Raw genomic sequence first — 25,250 nt, forward strand, 5'->3', positions numbered from 1 at the left:
CGGGGGCGGGGTGTTCAGCCATGCGGGGTTCTCTCCGATGCATGTGATGTGCCCGCGGCGTCGTTGCGTTGTGCGATGTCGTCGAGGAAGGCGGCGACCGTGCGCGCCGTTTCGGTGATGTCGAAGTCCTTGGCGCGCACGCGGGCCGCCGTGGCCAGCCTGCCGCGCAGGGCTTGGTCGCCGATGAGGGTGTCGAGTGCGGTGCTGAGCTGATGTTCGTCGCCGCCGGTGACCAGCAGTCCGTTCACCCCGTCGGTGACGATCTCGGCGGGACCGCCGGGGCCGGAGGCGATCACGGCGCAGCCCGCGTGCATGCCTTCGACCACGACCTGCCCGAACGGCTCGGGCAGCACCGAGCTGTGCACGAGAATGTCGCTGTCGCGCAGGTATTCGGTGGGGTCGTCGACGTGGCCGGTGAAGGTCACCGGCAGCGCCAGGTCGCGGGCCAGCCGTTCGAGTTCGGCGCGGTAGGGCTCCTCGTCGAAGAACGTGCCGCCGATCAGGAATACCCGGCGCGGCCGCACTTTCGTGGCCGCGAGGGCGCGGAGCAGGACGTCCTGACCCTTCCAGGGGGACAACCGGCCGACCACGGCGACGACGGTGTCGGCGGGCGCGCGCTGGTCCGGACGGGCGATCTCGGTGCCGAGTTCGACGCCGGGATAGGCGACAATCGCGGGCCTGCGGCCGATCGGCAAGGTACGCAACGTCGTTCGGCTGTTGGCCAGATAGCCGCGGCTGCACAGCCGGCCGAACAGGCGCAGCACGAGTGTGGGCAGCCGCCCGAAGTAGTCGGCGGCGATGCGGTCGTGCACCTGCCAGACCAGCGGAATCCGGGCGCGCCGGGCGGCGACCGCGCCCATCACCAAGGCCTTGCTGCTCTCCGCCACCAGGACCTCCGCGCCGAGTTCCCTGGCGGTGGCACCGAGTGACCAGCCCAGCCGCAGCAGCGCGACGAACCCGGCGACCAGGCGCAGCGGCCCGGAGTCGATGGTCATCGCCCGGCTGTCGAATCGCCCACGCACCACGCGGGTTTCGACGCCGCGCGCACGCATCCGCTCGACCATCGGGCCGTCCTCCGTGTAGGCCATGGCGACCCGCGTGCGCCCCTGCTCGCGCAGGGCCGCGACCAGCCGCAGCGTGGCCAGCTCGGCGCCGGACGGCGCCGCGGTGTGTGCGAGGAACAGGGCGGTACTCATCGCCTGATTTCCCGGTACATCGCGAGATGTCGTTCGGCTGTGACATCCCAGGAGAAGGTTTCCGCGTGTGCCCGGCATCGGGCCGGGCTCGGCACGGCGCCGTGCAGCGCGGCGGCGAGGCGCGCGCCGAGCGCGTCGGCGTCGCCGGCCGGCACGATGAGCGAGGGGTCGAGCCCGCGCACCGAATCCGGCAGTCCGCCACAGTCGGTGACGATGGGCGCGCGGCCGGCGGCGAGCGATTCGAGCGCGATCAGACCGAATCCTTCGAGGGCGGTGGTCGGCACGACGGTCAGTTCCGCCTGTTCGTAGAGTTCGGTCAGGCGCTGATCGGGGGTGTGCCCGGCGAAGGTGACGGTATCACCGAGTGGTGCTGCGGTGGAGCGTAATTCGGCCGCCGCGGTGCCGGTGCCGACGATCACCAGCCGGGCCGCCGGGTGTTCGGCGAGCACCGCGGGCCAGGCGCGCAGCAGCGTATCGATGCCCATCCGGCGTTCGAGCCGGCGAACACACAGCACCGTCCGGGTGTGCGCCTCGGGCAGGGGTGCGGCGTGGAAGCGGTCGAGATCGACGCCGGGCGGGATGACCGCGATGCGATCCAGGGAAACCCGGTAGTCGGTATGTAGTACGTCGCGAAAGTGGTTGGACAACACCACGAATCGGTCCGCGCCCGAATAACGGACGCGCTCGAGCAGGTATTTCGCGCGCACCGCCGTTTCACTCTGTCCGGTGAGCCGGCTCTCGGCGGCCCACGGCCCGTGGAAGTGGACGACGAGCGGCAGCCGTCCGCGGCGGCCGATGGCCGCCGGGCCGTACAGGCAGAAGTGCCGATCGAGCACGGTGTCGCGGCCCAGTTCGGCCCGGTCCAAGAATGCGGTGCGCGCTCGCCGGAGTGTGGAACCGTCTGAGCCGCCCCATGATTGGGCTCCGGGGGCCGCGGGGGAGGCCGTGCCGAAGGCCGCGGCGGACACCTCGGCGGCCGGCTGTCTGACGAGCGCGTGGAAGAGCTCGGTGAAGTACCGATTGAGACCGCCGGGTGCGGACGCGAACCATTCGGAACCCGTCATGTGCACCCGGACTGTTTCGGTGCAACCCGTCACCCATGCCCCCTACTGGCGGTGATGGCGGGCGAGTCGCTGTCGGTGAACTCGCCTCTCCCGCAAAAGTCTAGGGGACTGTGGCCCTTCTGGTCGGGCAGTCGGCGAGCTACCGACGGGTCACCCCAAATCGAACAGATTCGGTTGCCCGGCACGGAACCGCGCGGCGTCCATTTGACGCAGCGGTTCGAACGCGGGAATCGACTCGCGGGTGTACATCGGGACCCGTGCGGCGGACGAGCCCGCGGCGTCGAGCAGCGCGTTGACCGCGGTGCGCCCGGCCTCGTTGGCGCCCTCCATGGTGGCCAGGTCGAAGTCGGTGCGCACGTAGTCCGCGGCGAGGAACAGGTTGGGAATCTCGGTGCGCGCTTCGGGCCGGGCCGCCCAGGAGCCGATCGTATTGATCAGCAACGGTTCATCGCTCTGGTTCCGCCCGTTCTGCCAGGTGATGCCCGGGTCGAGCAGCCAATCCCGGACGATGCCGTCCTTCAGCTGGATCTTGCCGTCGTCGTTGAGCGCGGCGGTCAGCTGGGCCCAGGTCTCCTGGTAGATCTCGTCGTGGGTGCAGTTCTTCGCGGTCTTGCCGAACAGGATGCCGGGCGTATCCCAGTCGGAGATGTCGATGGTGAGGCCGTCCTGGATGGTGCCGTCGCCGTACTTCGCGGCGTAGTCGACGTCCCAGAACGCGCGCTGGGAGTAGGAGGTCAGCCGCCACGGCGCGTCGAGGTAGATGTTGTACCCCGCACCGAGTTCCAGCTTCTCGGTGACGAACATCTGCAGGCCGCTCATCCAGTCGACGGTCAGTTCGTCCATCCGCGCGAGCGCCGGGGCCAGGCCGCGGATTTCGGGTGTCCAGAGCCCCCGGGCGCGATCCGTCGGCACGGCGCAGACATACCAGTCGGCTTGATGAAGCCGAGTTGACCCGTCCGGCATACGAATTCGCACGCCGCCGAGCTGCCCGCCGGCGATCTCGAACCCCGCCACCGCGTGCCCGGGCCGGAACTGCACGCCCAGGTCGCGCAGCAGGGCGAGCCACGGATCCAGCCAGGCCTCGTTGGTCGGGCCGTTGAGCACCTCGTACACCTTGGGTCCGCCGGTGAGCTCGCGCAGCAGGGCCAGGAAGAAGGCCTCCATCATGTTGCCCATCGTCCTGGTGCTGGCCACGTACTCCTTCGCGGCGACCAGGGCGCGGGTCAAACCCGTCGCGGCCAGCGCCTGGAACTGGGGTGAGCGGCTCGCCGCGCCGACGAAGTCCCACCAGCTGACGTGCTCCCACTGGCCGAAGCGGCGGTCCTCGCTGGAGGTCAGGTAGGTGACGACCCGGCCGGCCATGTGGATCGCCTCGGGCAGCGGGATGAGGTTGTTCTTCAGGAAGCCCTCGATCAGGATGCGCTGCAGGCCTTCCGGGGTGAGCGCCTGCCGCGGATCGAAGTAGAACCCGAACATCAGCGGGAAGCCGTCGGGAAGGTCGTTGGCGCGCGGATAGCGCGGGTCGTTGACCGAGAACGGAACCAGATTGTCGTGCACCGTGTTCCGGGTGCCCGGCAGCGGGATGCGGCGCATGGTGTCGTGCACGTGGTGATAGAACGAGGTGAAGCCGCGCGCACCGTGCTCGCCCGGCAGCGGCGCGCGGCCGTCGGCGCCGGTGCCGGGTAGGGGGATGGTGCGGGACTTGCCGCCGAGTTCCTTGCGGTCGAAGACGGTGACCTCGAATCCGCGCTCGGCGAGTTCGTGCGCCGCGGTGAGCCCGCCGATGCCTGCGCCGAGTACCGCGACCGTGTTGCGGGCCGGGCCGTTTCGCCTGCGCGTCACCTGTGCCGCCGCGGGACCCGCGGTCGCCGCCAGACCGGCGGCCCCGGCCAGACCGGCCGCGCCACGCAGTACCGCCCGCCTGCTGACCGCGCTGTCTCGAAAGTGAGCTGTCACTGCACGACCCCGTTCGCATTTCTGACTATCCTGATAGTCATATTTAGCAGATGGGCGGTCGAGATGGGAGACAATGCGGGGATGACGAGTAAGGGCCCCGATGAGCGGTGAGGCCAAGCAGCGGCGACCGGTCCGGCCGTACGGCGGGGTCGGCGCGGCGGACCGGGTCGCGGCGCGACGGAACAAGCTGCTGGACGCCGGGCTCGAGCTGTTCGGGACGCACGGCTACTCGGCGACCGGGGTCAAGGACCTGTGCCGGGCGGCCGGGCTGACCGACCGGTACTTCTACGAATCCTTCGGCGGCACCGCGGAGCTGTTCGCCGCCGTGTTCGACCGCGTCATCGACGAGCTGTTCGAGGCGGTGACCGTGGCCGTGGCGGCGCAGCCGCCCGAGGGGACCCGCAAGCTGCGGGCGGGCATCGGCACCTACCTCTTCGCGCTGGCCGAGGATCCGCGCACACTCCGGATCGTCTTCGTCGAACCCACCGGCGCGGGCGCGGAACACCGCATGCGCGAGGCGCTGTGGCGATTCGCGCGACTGGTCGCGGCGACCGCGACCGGCGCGCGCCCCGAAACGCCGCCGCCGGCCGAACTGGTCGACATCTACGCGCTGTCGGTCGTCGGCATGCTCGAGCGCGTGCTGGTGGAGAAACAGGGCGGTCGCGTGACCGTCCCGATGGAGGAACTCGTGGACTACTGCACGGCATTCGCCGGCGCGTCGCTCAGCGCGCTCTATGGCGGGCGGATTACCAAACAATCCGGTCGGCACGAAGTACATTCGCGCGCAACGGATTGAGTTGCCCGGGGCTGGCCGGTAACTCCGCGTTCGGTGGCCGCGATGCATAGCGTGGGGTAAATTTCAGGACGGGTTCGTGCTCGGCACGGACCGACCCGCGGGGGGCTGGCGGGAGGGTATGGACAGTGGGGACCGTAGGTTCCGAGGCCGAGCGCGCGGGCATCGCCGAGGGTGATATCCGGGTGCTCGTCGAGAACGGCGAATATTGGCTGCGCAACCGCGGCGACATCGCGATGATGGCCGTGACGGTCGAGCGGCTGCGGGCACGCTGGCCGCGAGCGCGTATCGGGGTGCTCACGCACCAGCCGGGCGTCTTGCGGGCGCTGCTACCCGAGGCGGAGCCGCTGTGCGGACCCGACTGGAGCTGGGGCGGCGACGGCTGGTCCGGACGCCTATCCCGAACGGCCGGAACGAGATTGGTCGGTCCGGCGGCACTACGCTGGCGGGCGGCGACGGATGGTCCGAAGGACCGGCTCCGGGCGCTGCGCTCCGCGGCGCGGCGCCGGGCCAACGGTCCCGGCATCACCGAACACGTCGCGACGCCGGCGGAAACCGAGTTCCCGGTGGAGATCCCCGCCGCGGTCGAGCAGGCGTCGCTGGTGCTCGCGCTCGGCGGTGGATACATGACCGACGTGGACCGGTATCAGGCGCACCGCACGTTGAACCTGCTCGAACACGCTCGCGCACGGGGCATTCCGACCGCACTGATCGGCCAGGGCCTCGGACCGCTGCGGGATCCGGCGCTGGTGCGGCGGGCGGCCGAGGTGCTACCCGGCGTGGATTTCGTGGCGTTGCGCGAGGGACGGCGCGGGCCGGAACTGCTGTCGCGGTTCGGCGTCGCGCCGGAACGGGTGCTGGTCACCGGCGACGACGCGGTCGAATTCGCCTACCGCCTGCGCAAGGCCACGATCGGCGCGGACCTCGGTCTGTGCCTGCGCGTGGCGGACTACTCGCGGGTCAGCGCGACCGCGCAGGCCACGCTCGGCCGGGTGGTGCGCAGCTGTGCGGGGCAACTCCAGGCCGGCGTGGTGCCGCTGATCATCTCCGAATACGCCTCGGAGGACCGGCTTTCCACGCTGCCGCTGCTGGCGGGCGCGGCCGAGGCACGGCCCGCGGTCGGGCGGGGTGGCACGCCGCACGATGTCGCCCGCCAGGTCGCGGGCTGCCGGGTGCTGGTCACCAGCGCCTACCATCTCGCGGTGTTCGCGCTCTCCCAAGGGATTCCGGCGATCGGCATCACCGCCTCGGAGTACTACGACGACAAGTTCCACGGGCTGTCGCGGATGTTCGGCGCCGGACTACGGGTCGTGCACCTGAACGATCCCGCCCTGGAGCAGGCGCTGACCGCGGCCGTGCGCGAAGCCTGGGCCGAGGCTCCGGAGCTTCGAGAAAGCCTGCAGCGCAAGGCCATCGAACAGATCGAAGCCAGCCGTGCCGGACTCGAACGAGTCTTCCGCCTGGTGGAAAGCGGCCCGGTGCGCCCGGGCCATCATCGAGGTGGATAAGCCATGACACGACTGTCGGTCTGCGTACCGGCCTACAACTCCGGCCGCACGTTGGCCACCACACTGCGTTCGGTGCTGGACCAGGACGTCGATTTCGAACTCGTCGTGCTGGACAACGCGAGCACCGACGACACCGGCGACATCGCGCACGCGGTGGACGACTCGCGAATCCGGGTGCTGCGCAACGAGTCCGTGCTACCGATCGGGGACAACTGGAACAAGGTAATCGGCGCGTCCACCGGCGACCTGATCAAGGTGGTCTGCGCCGACGACGTGCTGCGTCCCGGTGCGCTGGCCGCGCAGCTGGCGGTGATGGCGGACGACCCGTCGATCGCCATCTCGTCGAGCCGGTTCGAGGTGATCGACGAGGACGGCGCGGTGCTGGAGACCGGACTCGGCCTGGCCGGGCTGCTCGGCAAGCAGAGCGCGCGGGCACTGGCCCGGGTGATCGTGCGGCGCGGCCCCGCCGATTTCGGGCCGACCGCGGCGGCGATGTTCTACCGCAAGCACTTCGATGAGGTCGGCGGGTTGCGCGGCGATCTGGTGTTCCCGATGGACGTCGACCTGTTCGCCCGGGTCTCGTCCTTCGGGGCGTTCTTCGGGATGTCGGAAATCCTTGCCGCGTGGCGTAATTCGTCGTTCAACCTGTGCAGCCGCACCTCGACGGTGAGCAAGCTGACCGACATGTACCGGTTCCATCACCGCATCGCGGGCGACTACCCGCATCTGGTCAGTCGCGGCGACGTGCTGGCCGGGGACACCCGGCTGGCCCGAGCGGCGCTGTACCGCTTGCGGGTTCGCACGGTGGCGACCGTACGGAACCGGCCGGATCTACTGGTCTGACCGACCGGACCACGACGAAGCCGCCCCGGACCGATCCAGGGCGGCTTCGTCGCGTTCGACAGCGCTCAGATGGCCCAGAGCCGCCCGTAGGTGTACACGGTGTCGCCGCTACCGCTGACCAGCTTCACGAACGGCCGGATCGTGGTCTGGCCCACCACACCCGTGACGGTGCCGTGAAAGCCGCCGATCCGGATGAAGCCGCCGGTGCCCGCGACGTCGCCGCCCGCGAATTCGACCGTCTGGATGCCGGGGCCGAGACCGACCTCGAGCTCGATGCCCGCCCGCGGGATCAGGCCGTTCAACTTGAGCAGCGCGCCGCTGTCCCCGCCGAGGTCGACGCCGAGATCCGGGGTCGAGTAGCCGAACTTCAACCGTCCGCTCAGCGTCGCCGGATAGCCGACCTGGTAGCCGACGGTGATGTGCCCACGCCAGTCCTCGGCGCCGGGGCCGCTGACCTTGAACGCCGCCTCGCCCATGTGGAACCACTCACGGGTGAACGGGTTTCCATCCAACGGCGGCACGAAGTCGATCCGCGTGTCGGATTGGATCGCCTCGATCGAACGATCCTTCTGATCGACGATCTGGTTACTGCTGTCGACGACCGCTCCCGCGGTGCCGGTCCCGAACGCCAGCCCCGACGCCAACACCGTGGCGATCGCGAACATACGGACGCTTCGGCCGCATTGCTGCGGTATTTCCCTCATCAGGTTGTCCCCTCTGCACACACACCTGGCCGAGCGTGGTAGTTCGCTCGACGCCCGCTCCCCGGCACGCGGGAGCGAAGAACTTCATCGACCATCCAGGGCTGTCAGGTGTTCGGTAAACGAAATCATGTCAGATCAAGCGCATAGAGCAAACGGAGACAAATAGGCTGGGGGGCAGCGAATTCGAGGCAACTCATCCTCCCTTGACGGCCGAGTCGGCGGGGTCGTCGACGATCCAGCAACCGTCGAGTTCGGGGTAGCGCGCGCGCACCTCGGGCAGCAGGTCGGGCAGCGTCAGCAGCACCAGATCCGGCCGGGCCGCGACCAGTTCGGCGGGCGCGATGATCGGCACGTCGGTGCCCGGCATCCGGCGGCCCTGCTTGGCCGGCGACGCGTCGGCGACGGCGGTGATCAGCCCGCGATCGACACCCGCCAGGCTGAACAGCGCCACCGCGCGCGAGGCCGCGCCGTAGGCGAAGACCCGATCACCCTGCGCCGCATGCCTGATCAGCCAGCGGCGCAGCACCTCGGCGTGCCCGTCCGCGGCCTGCTGCAGGCTGCCGACCGCGAGCGGATCGGTGTAGCCGGCTTCCCGCGCGCGGATCTCGCGGACCGCGTCATCGGCGGGCCGGGTACCGTGCCGCGCGGCCACGAGCACGGTGCCGCCGTACAGATCGAACTGCCACGCGGTGGTGATGCTCATGCCCGCGGCGGACAGCAGTCGGCCGAGCGCGGACAGCGAATAGTAGGCAAAGTGGCCGTGCCGCAGCGCGTTCCACTGACCGGACGCGACGATGGTGGCCAGCGAGTGGAATTGGATCAGCAGCAGGCCGTCCGGCGCGGTCGCCGCGGCCCGCTCGGCGAAGGCCGCGCGCTGATCGGGCTCGTGCATCAGGCCGAAGCAGTCCAGCACCACATCGGCGACGCCGTCGGTGGCGGTGTACCCGCGTCCGGTGAGCAGCGGCACCCAGGTGCCGCCGTGCGGGCTGCCGAATTCCCGCACGGTCTTGCCTTGGAGCAGACCGGCTTTCGCGACCCTGGCGACCGCGTCCGCGGCCTGCTCGCGCAGTGCCGCCGGCTCGATGCCGCGTGGTTCCTCGGCGCGGGTGTCGTCCTCGGCCAGTTGGGCGAGGCCGCAGGGCGTGCACAGGTCCATGCGCAGCGGATGCGCGCCCTCGGCCAGGCCGACCGGGGCGGCGGCGGGCGGAAAGTAGTCGGCGGCGGGCACCATGCCGAGATCGAGCACCGGGGCGAGATCTATGCTGCCGCAACCACGGCAGCGCCGCGCGGTGGTGGGAGTGGTCACGGTGCGTCCTTTCCGTGGCGCGCCGCGGACCCGGGCGCGCGTGGCACCATGGCCTGGTGCGCATCGAGCAGACCGAGCTCGCCGACGTCCTCGTCCTGGTCCCCGAACCGTTCCGCGACGACCGCGGCCTGTTCACCAGAACGTTCGACGCGGCCGAGTTCGACACCTACCTCGGCAGGCCGGGCGCCGCGGCCGCCTTCCAGCAGGACTCCCAATCCCGTTCGCGGGCCGGCGTTGTCCGCGGCATGCACGGACGATCCGGGCGCGGCGAGGCGAAGCTGGTGCGCTGCGCGCACGGCGCGGTGCACGACGTGCTGGTCGACGTGCGGCGTGGCTCGCCGACGTTCGGCAGGCAGCAGGCGTTCCGGCTGGACGACGAGGCGTTCCGGCACCTGTACGTGCCGCCCGGCTTCCTGCACGGCTTCCAGGCGCTCACCGACAGCGCGGACGTCTGCTACCGCATCGATCGCCCGCACGACCCCGCCGAGGACATCGGCGTCGCCTATAACGATCCCGATCTGGCCATCGCCTGGCCGCGGCCGGTCACCGTGGTGTCCGCCCGCGACGCCGCCGCGGGCAGCTGGCAGCAGCTGCTCGCGGCGTTGTGACGGCGGCCGGCGCCTAGCCGGCCGGAACACGAGCGGTGCCGGGCTGGATCCGGCGCATCGATTCGTCGAGCAGCCCGGCGTCGCGCAGCCGTTCCAGGTGCGGCAGCCGGGTGAACCGCTGGAAGAAGTCGTCGTAGGTGAGGCCGCGCGCGGTGTACTCCTGGAACAGCTCGTCCGCCCCGGCCTGCACGGTCCACAGCGCGCGAAACCCGATGGCGGAGCGAGCCGCCGAGAAGTCGACCCGATAGGAACGCGGGTCGGCGCCGCTCTCGCCGGTGATGTTCAGCGTGCAGCCGGGCACCGCCTCCACCACCGCGCGTGCGATGTCGGCGACGGTCAGGTTGTTGGCCTCGGTGCCGATGTTGAAGGCTCGGCAGTGGATGGCGGCCGGCGGCGCGGTGAGGCAGTTGGCGAACGCCCACGCGATATCGCGGGCATGCACCAGCGGCCGCCACGGCGTGCCGTCGGAGAGTACCTTCACCTCGCCGGTCAGCGTGGCGTAGCCGACCAGATTGTTGAGCACGATGTCCGCGCGTAGCCGCGGCGAGAAGCCGAATGCCGTTGCGTTGCGCAGGAATACGGGGGAGAAGCCGGAATCGGCCAGCGCCGCCACGTCGTCCTCGACGCGCACCTTGCTCTCCGCGTACGGGGTGATCGGGTGCAGCGGCGCGTCCTCGGTGACCAGATCCGCACCGGCCGCGCCGTAGACCGAGCAGGTGGAGGCGTACAGGAATCGCCGCACGCCCGCCTCCTTGGCCAGCCGGGCCAGGCGAACCGACGCGTGATGGTTGATGTCGTAGGTGATCTCCGGCGCCAGCGCGCCGAGCGGATCGTTGGACAGCGCGGCGAGGTGGATGACCGCGTCGAAACCACGTAACTGCTCGACGGTCACGTCGCGCAGGTCCATGGTCAGGCCGGGCGGATCGCCGGGCAGGTCGCCGAGCACGCAGTCGGCGAAGAAGCCGGCGTCCAGGCCGACCACCTCGTGCGCGTTGGCCCGCAGGATCGGCGCCATGACGGTGCCGAGATAGCCCTGGTGGCCGGTGAGCAGGACGCGCATGGCTAGGAACCTCCGAAATCGATGACAGCCTTGTCGAGCACGAACGCCTCGGCGTGCGCGGTGTGGCACTGCACGCCGCGCACCCGGGTCAGGCCGGTGAAGGCCTGTTCGTCGAACCAGTCCCGGTGGGCCTGGGACGGATAGTGCTTCAGCAATAGCCGCGACTTCTCTTCGGCGAGTTCCGCGGTGAGCCGGTGATAGAAGTTGGGTGCGGGAGTGTCGGCCTCCCACTTGAGGATTTCGTAGCCGAGCACCAGATGGTCCCGGAACTCGGTGGGCACCAGTTCGGCGAGCAGCCGATGATCCTGGTGCGCGTCCCCGCGCTGCGGGGCGAATACCAGATCGGGATCAACCCGTGCACGAAAAACGTTGAGTTCGTTCTTGATTCGGTCCCAATGCGCGGGCGCCCTGCCGTCCGGCAGGTCGAGCACGGTCAGGTCGACCTCGGCGCCGGGGCAGAACGCGTCCAGCGCGAGCACTTCCTCGTCCGCGCGGGCGGTGCCGCCGCCGGAGAGCACCAGTGCGCGCACCCGCAGGCCGGGGCGCGCGCGGGTGAGGGTCAGCAGCGTGGCCCCCATCCCGATGGCGATGTCGTCGCAATGCGCACCGAGCACGGCGATCTCGTCGACCGCCCCGACGTTCAGCCGGATCACGCGTTCTCCCAGACCATCCACGGGCGCTTGCCGGACTGGTAGCCGGCATCGAGTTCGGCCCGCTCCTTGAACGTGTCGGCGGGCTTCCAGAATCCGAGGTGCTGGTAGCCGAAGAGCCTGCCCTGCCCGGCCAGCGTGCCGCAGGCGTCCGCCACCAGATCGCCGCCGGGCGGCAGCAGATCGAAGATCTCCTGGCTCAGCACGAAGTAGCCGCCGTTCTCCCACAACGGCATTCGCGACACCGGCATGATCTCCTTGACCTCACCGGTCGGCTTCATGTCGACGCAGTGGAACGAGGACTGCGGCGGCACCACCATCATCGAGGCGGCCGCGCCGGAGGCGGTGAACTTGTCGATCATCTCGTCCAGCGGGGCGTCGGTGAGTACGTCGGCATAGTTGGCCAGGAACGGCTCGTCGCCGGCGACATGCTCACGGACCCGGCGCAGCCGCTCGCCGATCGGCGATTCCAGGCCGGTGTCGACGAAGGTGATCTTCCAGTCGCTGATGTCGGAGCGCAGCATCTGCACCTGGCCGTCGCGGATGACGAAGTCGTTGGAGACCGACTCCTGGTAGGTCAGGAAGAAGTTCTTGATGTGCAGGCCGCCGTAGCCGAGGCACAGGACGAATTCCTTGTGACCGTAGTGCGCGTAGTAACGCATCACGTGCCAGAGCAGCGGTCGCGGACCGACCAGCTGCATGGGTTTCGGGATCATGTCATCGGTGCCGTCACGCATCCGCATGCCGTATCCGCCGCAGAAAAGCACAACCTTCATCGCGCTCCCCTCCCTGTCATTTCCGTCTTTCTTGCGTTGTTCACGTCGTTGTGACTGGTGAGGTCGGCACTGTGCAGTACCGGGAGTGGGTAGACCAATCGGCCGCCCCACGAGGCGATATGGCGGAGCTGCTCGGTGATCTCGGTTTCGAGATTCCACGGCAGCACCACGACGACGTCCGGCTGATCCAGCTCGATCCGGTCGGGTGAATAGATCGGGATCCTGGTGCCGGGGGTGAATCGTCCGTGCTTGTACGGGTTTCGGTCGACGGTGTACTCGAGTAGGTCGGTGCGGATGCCGCAGTAGTTGAGCAGGGTGTTGCCCTTGCCCGGTGCGCCGTAACCGACCACCCGCTTGCCCGCCGCGCGCTGGTCGAGCAGGAAGCGCAGCAGGTCGTGCCGGACCGTCTCGGTGCGGGTGCGCAACTCCTCGTAGCCCTCGACGTGGTGCAGGCCCGCATCTCGTTCCAGCTGAAGGACTTCCCGGACTCGAGTACTGGGTACGGCACCCACTTCGGCCGGCCGGGCCCACACCCGGATCGAGCCGCCGTGGGTGTCCAGCAGTTCGACATCGACCACCGCGAGGTTCGCCGTCGCCAGCGCGCGTTGGGCGGAATGCAGGGTGTAGTACTGGAAGTGCTCGTGGTAGATCGTGTCGAACTGGCCGAGGCGCATCAGGTTCAGCGCGTGGTGCACCTCGATGGAGAGCCAGCCGTCGTCGGCCATCAGCGTGCGCAGCGACCTGGTGAAGCCGCGCAGGTCGGGCACGTGGGCGTAGACGTTGTTGGCCACCACCAGGTCTGCCGGTCGGTGCGTCGCGCGGATCTTCGCCGCGGACTGCTCGTCGAGGAAGGTGGTCTCGGTGGGCACACCCGCCGCGCGGGCGGCGTCGCCGACGTTCACCGACGGCTCGATGCCGAGGCAGGGGATGCCCGCCGCCACCGCGTGCCGCAGCAGGTAGCCGTCGTTGCTGGCCACCTCGACCAGGAACGCGTCCTGGTTCAGTTCGAGCCGCTCGATCGCTTGTGCGACAAAGGTTTTGGCGTGCCGCACCCAGCTGTCGGAGTAGGAGGAGAAGTAGGCGTACTCGGTGAACGTCTCGGCCGGTGTGATCAATGCCGGAATCTGCAGGAGCAGGCAGTCCGCACACAGCCGCAGGTGTAGCGGGTAGGTTGGTTCCGCAAGATCGAGTTCGTCTGCCGCGAGGAACTTTTCGCACGGTGGTGTCGCGCCCAGATCGAGCACACTCGTCAGTCGTTCGGAATCACACAATCGACACTGCAACGCAGCCCACCTTCTGCCTAGATTTCGCTCTCCGGCGCATTGCCGGCGCACCCCTGACGTCGACTCGATCCAGTGAGACGTTACAACGAAAGCCCCGCGTGTCGTAGCTGAAACCGGCTGGCCAGGAAGTAATTTCCGGTACTTTTCAACTGTTTCCGGCGGGTAGCGTCCCCGCGGCTATCGACCGCGTTAGTGGTTCGGTCGTGATGGGATGAATTCGCCTGGGGGTGGCTGAAGTTCGCCACCTGGTCGCATACGCCGCGCGGCGCCGAAACGTACCGGGGTGGCAAACCGACCGTTCCTTTATCGGCTACCGCGTGGAACACTTTGCCGCCCTGATGATTCGACATGTGAAACGGATTGTGTTCTGTAACAATCGGCACTTGACCGCCGAAGGACGGGACACCCGAGGCGGTCAAGTTTGTGCCGTGGGGACCGATCAGTGCAGATCGGGGGGCTAGTTTTCTTCTCTCCCGTGGGGAGGTGCGTTTGTATGAGCTTCGAGCTCGCCGACGACGACGATCTGGACTATCGTCGATCGCCGCATACCCTGCCGCGCTCCGAGCGCGAACGTTGGCAGGGTGAGTATGTAAGGCGCTTAGGCGCAACGGATTTCGGTGTGATCGTGGCGGCCATGGTGCTCGCGCAGGTCATCCGATTCGGCGGACCCGCCGCGCCACCGCTGGCCTGGCAGCTGCCCTATGAAGTGGGGTACACGGTCGTCTCCGGCGCGCTCGCGCTGGCCTGGGCCGCGTTCCTGGCGATCGGTCACACCCGATCGCCGCAGGTCGTCGGCAGCGGTAGTGAAGAGTACCGGCGCCTGGTCTCGGCGACGCTGCGGCTGTTCGGCGTGCTCGCGATCGTTTCGCTGGTATTCCAGATCGAGTTCGCCCGAGGCTATCTGGCCATCGCGCTGCCACTCGGACTGTTCGGCCTGATGCTGAGCAGATTGCTCTGGCGGATCCACGCCCGGCAGCTACGCGCGCAGGGGGAGTACCGCACCTCGGTGCTCGTCGTCGGCTGCGCGGAGGCGGCGCAGGCGATGGCGAACGCGTTCGCCGGCGACCCGGCGTCCGGCTACCGGGTGGTCGGTGTCTGTATCCCGAACGGACTCAACGAGATCACCGAGTACATCCGCGAACCGTCGGGGCACACGTTCTCGGTGGTCGGCAGCGACCGCACCGTGCTCGACGCGGTACGCCGCAGCGGCGCCGACACCGTCGCGGTCACCGCGACCGACCATCTCGGCCCGCGAGAACTGCGCCGCATGGCCTGGGAGCTCGACCCGCTCGGTGTCGAACTGATCGTCGCGCCCGGCGTGGTGGACATCGCGGGGACCCGGTTGACGAATCGTTTCGTCGCCGGAGTTCCGATGCTGCACATCGCCAAACCGCAATACGACCGCGCGAAGTCGGCGGGCAAGGCGGTGTTCGACGTGCTCTTCGCCGCCGCGGTGCTGGTGTTGATCGCGCCGACCATGCTGGGCATCGCGCTGGCGGTGAAGCTGACCAGCCCGGGTCCGGTGTTCTATCTGTCGGAGCGAATCGGGCGCGGCGGCAAGCCGTTCCGGATGATCAAGTTCCGCAGCATGTACACCGAGGCCGAGGCGGGCGTGGACGCGTTGATCGAACGCAACGGGGGCAACCCGGTCTTCTTCAAGATGAAGGACGACCCGCGAATCACCCCGATCGGCAAGGTGATCCGCAAGTTCAGCCTGGACGAGCTACCGCAGTTCTTCAACGTGCTGCGCGGGGAGATGAGCGTGGTCGGGCCGCGCCCGCAGGTCCAGCGCGAGGTGGACAGCTACGACGGCGAGATGCGGCGCAGGCTGCTGGTCAAGCCGGGGGTCACCGGGCTGTGGCAGGTCAGCGGACGATCGGATCTATCCCTGGAAGACTCGGTGCGGCTTGATCTTTCCTACGTGGAGAACTGGTCGATGGTGCTGGACCTGCTGCTCATCGCGCGAACCATCGGCGCGGTGACCCGCGGCGCGGGCGCCTACTGAGCCGCCGGGAACTCCTGTGCCAGTTCGTGGAACACCGCGGTGTTCATGGCGAAGGCCTGCTTGCCCTCGTCGAGCACGCGGCGGCGTTCGAGGTCGTCGAGCGGCAACCGGTCGAGCAGGGCGCGGTACTCGCGCTTGAAGGCGGCCGGATTGGTGACGGCGTCGAAGACGTAGAAGCGGACGCCGTCGCCGCGGTGGGTCAGGTTCCACAGCTGCGCGGCCGTCTTGCCGATGATCTGTCCGCCGGACAGGTCGCCGAGGTAGCGGGTGTAGTGATGCACGACGTAACCGGCAGGCCAGTCGCGGGCGCACTCATCGATGCGGGCGGCGTAGGCGGCGGTCGCCGGGAGCGGCTCGAGCTCGTCGCGCCAGCGCGGGCCGACGAGGTGGTCGAGGTCGCGCTCGAGTTCGGCGGTGCGGGCCAGCTCGGGGCGGATGAACGGCCCGGCGACCGGATCCGCGGCGAGGGTGTCCCAGCGGTGCTCGAGCGCGCGGTAGACGAACAGGAGCTGACCGGTGTAGCGGTGATACGAGTCGACCCCGAGCGCGCCGCCGAGCATGTCGGTCATGAACCGCGAGGTGTTGGCCGCCACGTGCTGTTCGGTGGTGGCACTGCGGATCTGCGTAGAGAACGGTGCTGCCTCTGACATGTCCGAACCACCTCACCTGAGCATCGGCGGGTCACCGAGTATGGGTACCCTAACTAACACGTCCGACGATACAGGTTCCCGGTGTGGGACGCACGCACCTTGCTCATTGAATGGGCGGTGGCCTGCGCCGGCTCCGCGGCCGGATGCGCCGGACGGTCGGGCGGCGCAGGGCGCCGAAGCGGCGCAGGATGCGCGGTCGGCGAACGGTACGGTCGAACCATTCCCCGAGGGTGACGCCCGCGGCCAGCGCGCAGCCGACGCCGAACGCGGCCAGCAACTGATTCGCGCCGATCACCAGCTGATCGTTGAGCAGGGCGTTGAGGCCGCGGTAGAGCTTGAGGCCCGGCAGCAGCGGGGTAATGCCCGCGACCGCCACGACGAGCGGCGGGGTCAGCGCCCGGCGGGCCATCAGGCCACCGGCCATGCCGATCACGGTCGCCGCGACGCCGGAGGAGAGCACCGGGCCGAAGCCGGCCTGCTGCACCATCAGAAAGCAGATCGTGCCCGCGGCGCCGCTGCCCGCGGCCGCGGCGAGGGCGCGCTTCTCCGCGTAGCAGGCGAGCGCGAACGCGAGCGCGGCGACGGCACCGGCGACGATCTTGACCGGCAGGTCGGTGATGTCGCGCGTGGTGAGCAGGAACGGCGGCACGACGGCGCCGAGGGTCCAGCCGACGCGCAACGCGATCGCGATGCCCGCGATGATGCCGCCGGTCATCATCATCACCTCGAGCATGCGCGCGGTCGCGGTGATCGGGGCGCCGGTTATGCCGTCCTGGACCGCGCCGACCAGCTGTAATCCACTGAGCAGCACGGTGATTCCGGCCGCGATGATCAGTGACGGGTCCACGTCGATGCCGAGTGGTCCGGCCAGGGTGGCCAGCACGACCGCCGGTGTCGCGGCGATCGCGCCACCGACCATGTGCTGGAAGAAGAACGGCAGGCCGTAGCGGTTGAGCACCCGGTTGGCCCGGTCGATCGCGAGCGTGGTGGCGAAGCTGACCGCGGCGACGACGACGCCGCCGCCGAGCAGCGCGGCGATGGCGGCGGCCAGCAGCGACCAGCCGAAGGTGGCGGTCCAGCGGTGGTAGGGATGCGGAGCCGTGGTGATCGCGTCGAGCGCGGCGTGCGCGTCCTGGGGCGCGACCACCTCGTTGCGGATGCGGCGGGTCAGGCGGTCGACCGCGGCGAGGCGGGTGAAATCCAGGGATCGGTAGTTGACGATGCGCATGGTGCTGGCCGGCGGCAGCCGCGGGCCGCGGTCGGCGAAGATCCTGATCGCGTCGTAGGTGACGTCGACGTCGCAGCGGGCCAGGCCGTAGGTGGCGGCGATGAAGCGGACCTGCGCGGTCGTGTCGTTCACGCCGGTGCCCGAGGCGAGCACCACCTCGCCGACCCGGACGGCGAGATCCAGCACCTCCGTGACGGCCGCGTCGTCGGTGAGGTCGATCGGTTGCAGCGGCGAGGGCGCCGCGACGATCGTGTCCGCGGTCGCCGGGCGATCGGCCACCAGCTTGCCGACCGCCTGGCTCACCACCGGCATCCGCCGGCCGCGCCGGAACAGGCGCCGCCGGCCCAGATGATCGACCCGCGTCTCCGTGCTGTCGCCTCCCGGAAGCGTGTCTGAATCCATGCACGCGAACGTAGTCACCTTCCGGCGACCTTCGCATCCGGGCTGGCACAACGGCCCGCCGACAGCGTGTCGAGGGCTAGCCGGCGTCGCGGGCGAGCAGCCGGGACAGCGCGAGCAGCAGCTCGTGCTCCGGGTTCGCGGGGAGGTCGGCGGCGCGCCAGGCGACGAATCCGTCCGGGCGGATGAGGGTCGCACCGGTGGGGCCGAGGCCGTAGGCCGCGCCGAAGGTGTCGTCGGGGTCCGCGAAGTCGACCCCGATGCGGTACGCGCGTAGATCGAGATCCGTTGTGGTGGATGCCGTTTCCGCCGCGACGAGCCATTCCGCGCCGGCTTCGCCGGTCAGCAGGGTGAATCCGCCGCCGAAAAGGTCGAGGGTGGACAGGGTCGTGGCGTCCCGGCGCAACCAGACGTGCGGTGCGCGCAGACCGGGGCGTCCGCTGGGGTGGCGCGGGTCCTCGACGGATTCGTCCGGGGTGCCGGTTTCGGTGTGGACGGCGGCCGAACGGTAGCGGTAGCCGAGGATCATGGTGAGGTCGTCGATGGTGGCGGCCTCGTCGCCGGTGCCGCTGTGGCGGCCGTGCAGGCGCTGCATCGCTTGATCGAGGGTGACCGAGGCGACCGGGCGGCGCTCGTCGGCATAGCTGTCCAGAAGCGACTCGCCCGCTTGGCCTTTGAGCACCGCGGCGAGCTTCCAGGCGAGGTTGCCCGCGTCGGCGATGCCGGTGTTCGCGCCGAACGAGCCGGTGGGCGGAAAGACGTGCGCGGCGTCGCCGACGAAGAAGATCCGTCCGGCCCGGTACGCGTCCGCGACCCACGCGCCGATGCGGGTGGTGGCCACCTTCTGGTCCGATCCGGTCATCAGCGGGACAAGGGTGACGTCGAGGTCGGGGTCGCCGATCGCACGGCGGGTCAGCTCGACGCAGCGCGCCTCGGTGAAATCGGCGGCGCTGCGGCCGGTCTCGGGGCCGAACGGAATGCCGAGGGCCCAGCGGCCGAACTCGCGGCCGGGAACGAGCGCGGTGCCGGTCGTCGGCTGGTCGAAGTAGCCGAGCAGGAATCGACGGTCGCGCAGCGCGGCGCCGAGGTCGGCGTCGAAGACGAAGCTCGCGGCGTTGAGCAATTCGCCCGGTCCCGCGGCGCCGATGCCGAGTGTCGTGCGGATGCCCGCGCGATTGCCGTCGGCGGCGACCAGGTAGTCCGCGTGGATGCGGCGTTCGGCGCCGCCGGCCAGATCGCGGACCAGGGCGGTGACGCCGTCCGCGGCGGCGTCGAAGGAGATCAGCTCGGTGCCGAACCGGATGTCCGCGCCGTGGTTCTCGGCGTCGGCGCGCACGACGCGTTCGAGTTCGTCCTGGTCGATCATCGTCCAGTCGGTGGGGCTGAGGGTGGCCGGCGGCCGGACCCGGCTGAGGATGTCGACCCGGAAGCGCTCCCGGCCGGCGAGCGTGTCCGCGCCGATCATCTCCGGGAAGTCGGCCAGGATCGAGGTCCGGTCGCGGATCGCCTGCTCGAGGCCGAGCGCCCGGTAGATCTCCATCGAGCGCGGGTTGAACGCGCGGGCCTGCGGTTGCAGTGCGGTCGACGCGTGCCGCTCGACCAGGATCGGGTGGATTCCGGCTCTGGCCAGGAACAGCGCGGCGGACAGGCCGCTGATGCCGCCGCCCACGATGAGGACCTGGGTCTGCTGGATGTCGGACTGTGTGTTCACGGCGTAGCTCTCCTGAGTGACGGGACGGTCCAACCATGTTTCAATCGATCACTCTTCTTTGTCAACCATTTGATTGATTAACTTGGACTGCTGCCTGAAATTGCTATGCGTATGTAGGATGAATAGCGTGACGTCGTCGAAACCCCGCAGGTCACCCAAGCCGCAGGAGCGTCAGCGCGATCCCGAGCGCACCCGTCAGCTGATCCTGGACGCGGCCGAGGCCGAGTTCGCCGCGCACGGCTTTCAAGGCGCGCGGACCGCCGCGATCGCCGCCCGCGCGGGGGTCAACCAGCAGCTGATCTCCTACTATTTCGACGGCAAGGAGGGCCTGTATCAGGCCATGTCGCAGCGCTGGCAAGCCCGCCGTCGCGACCTGGTTCCGCCGGAAACCCCACTGCCGGAACAGTTCCGGCGCTATGCCCTGGAAGCGCGCGACAACCCCGACGGCGTCCGGCTGCTGGCCTGGGGCGGACTCGAATACACCGGTCCCGCGGGCGACGCGGACCACGCGTCCCGCGCGAAAATGCTCGAGCACAGCGTCGACGAATTGCGCGTCCTGCAGGCCGCGGGCCGGCTCCCCGCCGAGCTGGACCCGGCCGCGCTGCTCGTCATGCTGATGGCCGCCGCCATGGCGCCCACCACGCTGCCGCACGTGCTCGAGGGCGTCTGCGGAACCGATCCGCGCGCGCCGGAATTCATCGATCACTTCGCCGAGCAGGTGGCGCTGCTGGTGGAATTGCTCGGCCGCGAACGCGACTAGCGGTCGAATCCCCTTTGACGCCGGGTGGGCGCGACGCTAGACAGTGACCGTGGGAGCGATATCTTGGACGGCCATTCGGGGTAGGGACTTCGATGGGGTGTGCGCGGAGCTGGGGTTGCGGCGGACCGGGGAGCGGGTCGAGTATCCGCGGCCGCATGCGGTCGCGACGCAGATCGCGGATGGCTGGCTGGTCGTCGTGGTGCTCGACGAGTCCTCCGTGCTGACCGATGAGGCGACGAAAGATTCTGTGTTGGAGCGACTTTCGGCGGGCTGCGAGGTCGTGTCGTGCACGCTCGACGACTACTCGAGCTATGCCGACGTCGCCGGGTGGCAGGACGGCGCGCGGGTGTGGTCGGTGGTGCGGGACAGCCCGGTGAACGGTGAATACGACGATCTGCGGGTGCTCGGGCAACTGCCGCCCAGCCTCTGGGACGAGCTCGACGAATTGCTGGCCGAGCAGCGCGCGGCCGACGATCGCGACGAGGTCGACTACCTCTTCGATGCGCCCGAGCAGCTGGGCTGGTCGCTGACCGGGTTCCGGCACAGCCCGCGCCTCGGTGAACCGCGGCCCGAGTTCTTCGAGGTGCTCGATCGTCCCGCGACCGTCGATCTTCTGTCGCTCACCTCCGCCGCGATCGGGTACGCGCTTGCGGCGCAGGGGTTCCGGCCGGTAGGGGACTTCGGTATCGCCTGGGCCGAGGAGTATGTGCTGAGCACCCGTGCGTCCGCGTTGATCGTGCCCGCGATACGGGTGTTCCTCGAGCGGAGTTCGGGTGGCGCGGTGGAGATTTCGGCGGTCGCCACGGTGATCTCGCCCGCGGTCCGCGAGGTGCTGCTTACCCTGCCGCCGCCCGCGCTGCTGGCCTACGACAGCGCGGAGTTCCTGCGCCGGAGCACCATCGACTCGATCGGCTTCGGCAGATTCGACAGCGCGGGGAACTTTCCCGGCGCGCCGTCCGAGCTGGAGTTCGTGACCGACGGTGGCGACGGAGTCGAGTGGGTGCTGAGTTATGTTGCGGGACCGGTTATTCAGTGGCATGCCGAGCGAGACACGGTGGCGCGGCTCGCGGTGCTGGCGCGGGTGCGCAACGAAGGCGGTTACGTCGACGCGGAACGATTGCGCGCAACGGTCGTGCTCTGCCTGCTCGACGACGCGGCGAGCACGGCCGCCGATCTGATGGCCTGGTATCTGTCGCTCGGGCGGTACACCGTGCATGAATCACGCGCGCGGGCAGCGGCTTTCGACCAGGCCCTGTGCGACCGGTTCCCCGGGTACGCGCGGCTGCGCGAGGTCAGCGGGTGAGCTGGAGGATGTCGATGCCGCGGGTGTTGTCGGCCACGTAGGCGAAGCCGCGGTGCCAGTAGGGAGCCCAGGCGGCGGCGTCGGCGGGACGATAGTAGGCGATCTGCTTCGGGTTGGTGGGGTCGGAGACGTCGAGGAACCGGGTCCCCTGGGCGTAGAAGGACTGGACGAGGATCTTGTCCTGGACGTCGAAGTAGTGGGCGGAGCAGTCGGCGGAGGCGGGGTCGCTGCCCTCCTGGCCGGCCACGCCCCAGGTGCCGACGGTGTTGAGCCGGAACGGTTTCTGCGGAGTGGAGCGCCAGCCCTCGCCGCCGTAGGAACCGTCCAGGGAGGCGATGACGAGCACGCCGTCGCCCGCGCAGCCGTCGACGAAGCTCTCCTCGGTGGCGTAGATGAGGTTGCCGTTGGCGAACGGGCCCGCGCCGCCGCCGTCCTTCGCGCGGTTGCCGATCGGGCGGAAGCTGTTGTGCATGAACTTCGACGGCGCGGCCGTCTCCTTGATGCCGCCGCCCGCGTACGGGACCGGCTCGTTGGCCGACGCCATCCGGAGTTTGCCGGTCACCGGGTCCTTGTGCATGCCGGTCGTCCAATAGCCGCGCACGCCACCGCGTCCCGAGGCCCAGGCGATACCCGTCTCGTCCACCTGCACGTCGTGCACGTAGTCGGTCTGTCCGTCGTTGCGCGCCAACTCGATCGGGTTCGGGTTGACCTTCGGCTTGCGCGGGTCGCGGATGTCGGTGACCCAGATCGGGCGCCCGCCCCACGCGGCGGGCATGCTGTCCGCCTTGGCGGGGCCGCCGGTCCACAGATACTGGCAGTCGTTGATGCACGTAGTGGTATGGCCGGCAGGCACTTTGACGTAGCTGAGCACGGTCGGCTGCTCCGGCTTGGCCAGATCGACCACATAGATGCCGGACTCGCCGGTGCGGACGTTGCCGTTGAAGGCGCGCGGGTCGCGGGACAGGAAGACGCGCTTGCGGACCGGGTCGACCTCGGTGTCCTCGGTCTCCCACATGCCGGGCATGTTGAGCTGGCCGATCAGCTTCGGCGCGGCCGGGTTGGCGGTGAGATCGTAAGTCTTCAAGCCGAATTCGCCGGACACGACCATGACGTCCCGGGCGCCGTATTGCAGGAATTGCAGCGAGATGGCGCCCTGCGCGCCCGGCACCGAGCCGACGGCCTTCACGTTCTTCTCCGCGGCGGGCGAGCCGGTGCGCGGTGCCGCGACGCCGTGCGGGCCGTCGTCTTCGCCGCACGCGGCGGCGGGCAGCACGGTGGCGGCCAGCGTCGCGGAGACGGTGATCAGGAGCAGGGACGACCGGAGCAACCAGCGGTGCACAACGACCTCCAGCGAGACACGTCGCGTTGTGACCAGGGATTCCCGGCCACCGAGCTGTCCTCACTGTAGGTCCGCCGTCGTCGGCGTCGATCCCCAAATCGCGATATGACGAACTGGGGAACGGTTTTCGCGTGGTGGACGCCGGGATGGCGACCATTGCTGTGGGTTTTCCGGCGCAGGAAGTGAATGATGCTGGCATGTCGGATGATCCGCGGCCGGGGGTCGCTGACGGGTGCCAGCGATGGTTGAGACTTGTCGTCGGGTTCGCCGTGCTCCTGCTCGGTGCCGTCGGCTGCGCCGACTCGGCGGACAGGGCTGAACCCGGCGTGGTCACGGTCGGCGTCCGCGAGCCGGCCGGCCTGCTCCCGGCCGATCTGCGCGATCAAGCCGGCCGGATGCTCGTCGGGGCGCTGTGGACACCGCTGGTCGACTACGACGCGGCCACCGGCACGGTGAGTCCGCGAGCGGCCGAATCGGTTTCCAGCTCGGACCAGGTGAGCTGGGAGGTCAGGCTGCGCGCGACCCGGTTCCATGACGGGACACCGGTTACCGCGCGGTCCTACGTCGACACCTGGCGGATGGTCGCGGACGCGCACTGGCCGGGATCCGGCGTGCTCACCGAGGTGTTGCGCGCCGTGGAGATCAGCGCGCCGGACGACCGCACGCTGCGCATCGTCCTCGACCGCCCCTTCGGCCAGGTGCCCGCGGTGCTCGCCGCGCCCGCGTTATTGCCGCTTCCCGCCTCGGTGCTCGCGTCCCGGGATTGGCCGGCCTTCGCCGCCGACCCGATCGGCAACGGCCCGTTCCGGATGGCCGAACCCTGGCATAAAGGATCCGGCGGGCGGCTCGTGCGGGTGGCCGAGGCGGCCGGCCAGGTGCGTGAGATCCGTTTCGAGGTAGGCGATTCCGCCGCGCAGTACGACCGGGTGAAGTCCGGTTCGCTCGACCTGGCCACCGAGGTGCCCGGCGGGCGGCACGCCGCCATGCACCACGATTTCGCCGAGCGGCACGCGATGTGGCCGCTGCCCGAGGTCGGCTATCTGGCATTCCCGCTGTCGGACAAGCGATTCGAGGACGCGACCGTTCGGCACGCGTTCGCCATGGCGGTGGATCGCGCGGGTTTGGCGGCCGGGCCGCTCGCGGATCAGGTCGACCCGGCCCGCGCGATTCTGCCGCCCGGCATCGCACCGGGGGAGCGGTCGGGACCGTGCCGTCCGTGTACTCACGACGCGGCCGCGGCCGCCGCGCTGCTCCGCCAGGTTTCGTTCGCCGGTCCGGTCGCGGTGTATTTCGGTGCCGGACAGGCGGAATGGGGACGGCCGCTGGTCGACCAGATCCGCACGGGGCTCGGGGTGGACGTCACCGCGAGACCGCGCGGCGACGAGGCCGGCGAACCCGGCGACGGTCCGTTCCTGCTGACCCGTTCGCTGAACACGCCGAGCCCGCATGAACTGCTCGCCGCGCTGGCGAAGTCCGTCGGGTACGCCGACGAGGGCTTCGCCCAACTGCTGGCCGCCGCCGACTCGGCGGGCATATCGGCGGAAAGCGCTCAGCTGTACCGGATCGCGGAGAACCAGTTGCTCCGTGAGCTTCCGGTGGCGCCGCTGTGGTCCGGCCACGGTCACGCGGTGTGGGCAGCGCGCCTGCATGGCGTGACCGCCGAGCCGTTGCGGGGGATAGACCTAGCCTCGATCTCGCTCTGAATCCGACCGCCGCGATATGTGACCTGGGACACATTTGATCTTGTGTGGAACCTGGCGCGCGCAGGCACGTCTAACCCAGTGAAAGGCAACAGCATTCGAGAAGGGGAATCAGATGAAACTTCGCGCGGCCATCGTGCTCGGTTTCGCGGTGATCATGGGCTCGGGCCTGATCGCGGCAGGGGCGGCGACGGCGGGTCCGCCGCCGCCGTCCGACGTACAGACGTCGGAGAACGGATGCCCGATCGTTCCGCGGGGGTCGGACGGCAAGCCGCTGCCGCCGCCGAAGGGACCGGACGGCCGTCCGCTGCCGCCGCCGTCGGACAACGACGGCAACCCGTGCCCGCCGCCGTCCTGAGATGAGGTAGGGGCGAGCCCGGAAACGCTTATCCGGGTTCGCCTCTGGGG

General features: G+C 69.5%; 22 protein-coding genes. 9 read left to right on the forward strand and 13 right to left on the reverse strand.

Annotation, left to right across the window (positions count from 1 at the left end):
• Positions 1-14: 14 nt before the first annotated feature.
• The 3 genes from ACFQ9K_RS42450 to ACFQ9K_RS42460 all read right to left on the reverse strand — a co-directional run bounded on the left by ACFQ9K_RS42450 (position 15) and on the right by ACFQ9K_RS42460 (position 4,216).
• Entirely contained in the window at positions 15-1,196 is a 1,182-nt protein-coding gene (locus ACFQ9K_RS42450; RefSeq protein WP_378722274.1) for a glycosyltransferase family 4 protein, read from the reverse strand.
• Positions 1,193-2,260 carry a glycosyltransferase family 4 protein gene (locus ACFQ9K_RS42455; protein ID WP_378722275.1) on the reverse strand — a complete coding sequence of 356 codons (1,068 nt, stop codon included), beginning with the start codon at positions 2,258-2,260 and terminating at the stop codon, positions 1,193-1,195. Before ACFQ9K_RS42455 ends, ACFQ9K_RS42450 begins: the two co-directional genes overlap by 4 nt.
• 150 nt (positions 2,261-2,410) lie before the next feature.
• Positions 2,411-4,216, reverse strand: coding sequence for an FAD-dependent oxidoreductase (locus ACFQ9K_RS42460; protein ID WP_378722276.1), 1,806 nt, complete (start codon positions 4,214-4,216; stop codon positions 2,411-2,413).
• A gap of 100 nt (positions 4,217-4,316) precedes the next feature.
• Between ACFQ9K_RS42460 and ACFQ9K_RS42465 the strand changes: the two genes are divergently transcribed.
• From ACFQ9K_RS42465 to ACFQ9K_RS42475, 3 genes are all read left to right on the forward strand, one after another.
• Positions 4,317-5,012: a TetR/AcrR family transcriptional regulator gene (locus tag ACFQ9K_RS42465; protein WP_378722278.1), complete on the forward strand. Its 696-nt coding sequence runs from the start codon at positions 4,317-4,319 to the stop codon at positions 5,010-5,012.
• Between the two features lie 125 nt (positions 5,013-5,137).
• Positions 5,138-6,517 carry a polysaccharide pyruvyl transferase family protein gene (locus tag ACFQ9K_RS42470; protein ID WP_378722279.1) on the forward strand — a complete coding sequence of 460 codons (1,380 nt, stop codon included), beginning with the start codon at positions 5,138-5,140 and terminating at the stop codon, positions 6,515-6,517.
• 3 nt (positions 6,518-6,520) lie between these two features.
• Positions 6,521-7,360 (forward strand): glycosyltransferase family 2 protein, encoded by an 840-nt coding sequence (locus tag ACFQ9K_RS42475; RefSeq protein ID WP_378722280.1) that lies wholly within the window; start codon positions 6,521-6,523, stop codon positions 7,358-7,360.
• 65 nt (positions 7,361-7,425) lie between these two features.
• Here ACFQ9K_RS42475 and ACFQ9K_RS42480 read toward each other — a convergent pair whose 3' ends face one another.
• Together ACFQ9K_RS42480 and ACFQ9K_RS42485 are read right to left on the reverse strand one after the other, a co-directional pair.
• Entirely contained in the window at positions 7,426-8,025 is a 600-nt protein-coding gene (locus ACFQ9K_RS42480; protein WP_378722281.1) for an MspA family porin, read from the reverse strand.
• Between the two features lie 232 nt (positions 8,026-8,257).
• A complete protein-coding gene (locus tag ACFQ9K_RS42485) occupies positions 8,258-9,370 on the reverse strand; it encodes a class I SAM-dependent methyltransferase (RefSeq protein WP_378722282.1) in 1,113 nt (370 codons plus the stop codon).
• A 56-nt stretch (positions 9,371-9,426) separates the two neighbouring features.
• On the opposite strand from ACFQ9K_RS42485, the gene rfbC reads away from it, so the two are divergent.
• Positions 9,427-9,978 (forward strand): dTDP-4-dehydrorhamnose 3,5-epimerase, encoded by a 552-nt coding sequence (gene rfbC / locus ACFQ9K_RS42490; RefSeq protein ID WP_378984451.1) that lies wholly within the window; start codon positions 9,427-9,429, stop codon positions 9,976-9,978.
• 13 nt (positions 9,979-9,991) lie between these two features.
• On the opposite strand, the gene ACFQ9K_RS42495 is transcribed toward rfbC, so the two are convergent.
• From ACFQ9K_RS42495 to ACFQ9K_RS42510, 4 genes are read right to left on the reverse strand one after another with little or no spacing between them, the layout of a single operon-like run.
• Positions 9,992-11,038, reverse strand: a complete 1,047-nt coding sequence (locus ACFQ9K_RS42495; protein ID WP_378722855.1) for an NAD-dependent epimerase/dehydratase family protein — start codon at positions 11,036-11,038, stop codon at positions 9,992-9,994.
• Positions 11,039-11,040: 2 nt separating this feature from the next.
• Positions 11,041-11,691: a PIG-L deacetylase family protein gene (locus ACFQ9K_RS42500; protein ID WP_378722853.1), complete on the reverse strand. Its 651-nt coding sequence runs from the start codon at positions 11,689-11,691 to the stop codon at positions 11,041-11,043.
• Complete coding sequence (locus ACFQ9K_RS42505) at positions 11,688-12,464, reverse strand: glucose-1-phosphate cytidylyltransferase (protein WP_378722852.1); 777 nt, start codon at positions 12,462-12,464, stop codon at positions 11,688-11,690. Before ACFQ9K_RS42505 ends, ACFQ9K_RS42500 begins: the two co-directional genes overlap by 4 nt.
• Entirely contained in the window at positions 12,461-13,747 is a 1,287-nt protein-coding gene (locus ACFQ9K_RS42510) for a class I SAM-dependent methyltransferase (RefSeq protein WP_378722851.1), read from the reverse strand. The genes ACFQ9K_RS42505 and ACFQ9K_RS42510 overlap by 4 nt, the downstream gene beginning before the upstream one ends.
• A 493-nt stretch (positions 13,748-14,240) precedes the next feature.
• Here ACFQ9K_RS42510 and ACFQ9K_RS42515 point away from each other — a divergent pair, with 493 nt between their 5' ends.
• Positions 14,241-15,752, forward strand: coding sequence for a sugar transferase (locus tag ACFQ9K_RS42515; RefSeq protein ID WP_378722850.1), 1,512 nt, complete (start codon positions 14,241-14,243; stop codon positions 15,750-15,752).
• Here ACFQ9K_RS42515 and ACFQ9K_RS42520 read toward each other — a convergent pair.
• The 3 genes from ACFQ9K_RS42520 to ACFQ9K_RS42530 all read right to left on the reverse strand — a co-directional run bounded on the left by ACFQ9K_RS42520 (position 15,746) and on the right by ACFQ9K_RS42530 (position 19,740).
• Positions 15,746-16,402 carry a heme oxygenase (biliverdin-producing) gene (locus ACFQ9K_RS42520; protein WP_378722849.1) on the reverse strand — a complete coding sequence of 219 codons (657 nt, stop codon included), beginning with the start codon at positions 16,400-16,402 and terminating at the stop codon, positions 15,746-15,748. The genes ACFQ9K_RS42515 and ACFQ9K_RS42520 overlap by 7 nt on opposite strands.
• Positions 16,403-16,505: 103 nt before the next feature.
• Positions 16,506-17,942 (reverse strand): threonine/serine exporter ThrE family protein, encoded by a 1,437-nt coding sequence (locus ACFQ9K_RS42525; protein ID WP_378722858.1) that lies wholly within the window; start codon positions 17,940-17,942, stop codon positions 16,506-16,508.
• A gap of 166 nt (positions 17,943-18,108) precedes the next feature.
• Positions 18,109-19,740 (reverse strand): FAD-dependent oxidoreductase, encoded by a 1,632-nt coding sequence (locus tag ACFQ9K_RS42530; protein ID WP_378722847.1) that lies wholly within the window; start codon positions 19,738-19,740, stop codon positions 18,109-18,111.
• Positions 19,741-19,867: 127 nt separating this feature from the next.
• Between ACFQ9K_RS42530 and ACFQ9K_RS42535 the strand changes: the two genes are divergently transcribed.
• Positions 19,868-20,500, forward strand: coding sequence for a TetR/AcrR family transcriptional regulator (locus ACFQ9K_RS42535; protein WP_378722846.1), 633 nt, complete (start codon positions 19,868-19,870; stop codon positions 20,498-20,500).
• A gap of 49 nt (positions 20,501-20,549) precedes the next feature.
• Positions 20,550-21,803, forward strand: a complete 1,254-nt coding sequence (locus ACFQ9K_RS42540; RefSeq protein WP_378722845.1) for a hypothetical protein — start codon at positions 20,550-20,552, stop codon at positions 21,801-21,803.
• Here the strand turns inward: ACFQ9K_RS42540 and ACFQ9K_RS42545 are convergent.
• Complete coding sequence (locus tag ACFQ9K_RS42545) at positions 21,793-23,142, reverse strand: LVIVD repeat-containing protein (protein ID WP_378722844.1); 1,350 nt, start codon at positions 23,140-23,142, stop codon at positions 21,793-21,795. The genes ACFQ9K_RS42540 and ACFQ9K_RS42545 overlap by 11 nt on opposite strands.
• A gap of 197 nt (positions 23,143-23,339) precedes the next feature.
• Between ACFQ9K_RS42545 and ACFQ9K_RS42550 the strand changes: the two genes are divergently transcribed.
• Together ACFQ9K_RS42550 and ACFQ9K_RS42555 are read left to right on the forward strand one after the other, a co-directional pair.
• Entirely contained in the window at positions 23,340-24,845 is a 1,506-nt protein-coding gene (locus ACFQ9K_RS42550) for an ABC transporter substrate-binding protein (RefSeq protein ID WP_378722843.1), read from the forward strand.
• Positions 24,846-24,957: 112 nt separating this feature from the next.
• On the forward strand, positions 24,958-25,200 hold the full coding sequence (locus ACFQ9K_RS42555; RefSeq protein WP_378722841.1) for a hypothetical protein: 243 nt from the start codon (positions 24,958-24,960) through the stop codon (positions 25,198-25,200).
• Positions 25,201-25,250: the final 50 nt, after the last annotated feature.

This window comes from Nocardia sp. NPDC056564 (genome assembly GCF_042793755.1).
In the GTDB taxonomy this organism is placed as follows: domain Bacteria; phylum Actinomycetota; class Actinomycetes; order Mycobacteriales; family Mycobacteriaceae; genus Nocardia.

Excerpts from the sequence above, each read along its gene's own strand:
- ACFQ9K_RS42450 (WP_378722274.1), bottom strand. The coding sequence starts at position 1,196 with ATGAGTACCGCCCTGTTCCTCGCACACACCGCGGCGCCGTCCGGCGCC.
- ACFQ9K_RS42455 (WP_378722275.1), bottom strand. The coding sequence starts at position 2,260 with ATGACGGGTTCCGAATGGTTCGCGTCCGCACCCGGCGGTCTCAATCGG.
- ACFQ9K_RS42465 (WP_378722278.1), top strand. The coding sequence starts at position 4,317 with ATGAGCGGTGAGGCCAAGCAGCGGCGACCGGTCCGGCCGTACGGCGGG.
- ACFQ9K_RS42475 (WP_378722280.1), top strand. The coding sequence starts at position 6,521 with ATGACACGACTGTCGGTCTGCGTACCGGCCTACAACTCCGGCCGCACG.
- ACFQ9K_RS42480 (WP_378722281.1), bottom strand. The coding sequence starts at position 8,025 with ATGTTCGCGATCGCCACGGTGTTGGCGTCGGGGCTGGCGTTCGGGACC.
- ACFQ9K_RS42495 (WP_378722855.1), bottom strand. The coding sequence starts at position 11,038 with ATGCGCGTCCTGCTCACCGGCCACCAGGGCTATCTCGGCACCGTCATG.
- ACFQ9K_RS42505 (WP_378722852.1), bottom strand. The coding sequence starts at position 12,464 with ATGAAGGTTGTGCTTTTCTGCGGCGGATACGGCATGCGGATGCGTGAC.
- ACFQ9K_RS42515 (WP_378722850.1), top strand. The coding sequence starts at position 14,241 with ATGAGCTTCGAGCTCGCCGACGACGACGATCTGGACTATCGTCGATCG.
- ACFQ9K_RS42520 (WP_378722849.1), bottom strand. The coding sequence starts at position 16,402 with ATGTCAGAGGCAGCACCGTTCTCTACGCAGATCCGCAGTGCCACCACC.
- ACFQ9K_RS42525 (WP_378722858.1), bottom strand. The coding sequence starts at position 17,942 with ATGCCGGTGGTGAGCCAGGCGGTCGGCAAGCTGGTGGCCGATCGCCCG.
- ACFQ9K_RS42550 (WP_378722843.1), top strand. The coding sequence starts at position 23,340 with ATGTCGGATGATCCGCGGCCGGGGGTCGCTGACGGGTGCCAGCGATGG.
- ACFQ9K_RS42555 (WP_378722841.1), top strand. The coding sequence starts at position 24,958 with ATGAAACTTCGCGCGGCCATCGTGCTCGGTTTCGCGGTGATCATGGGC.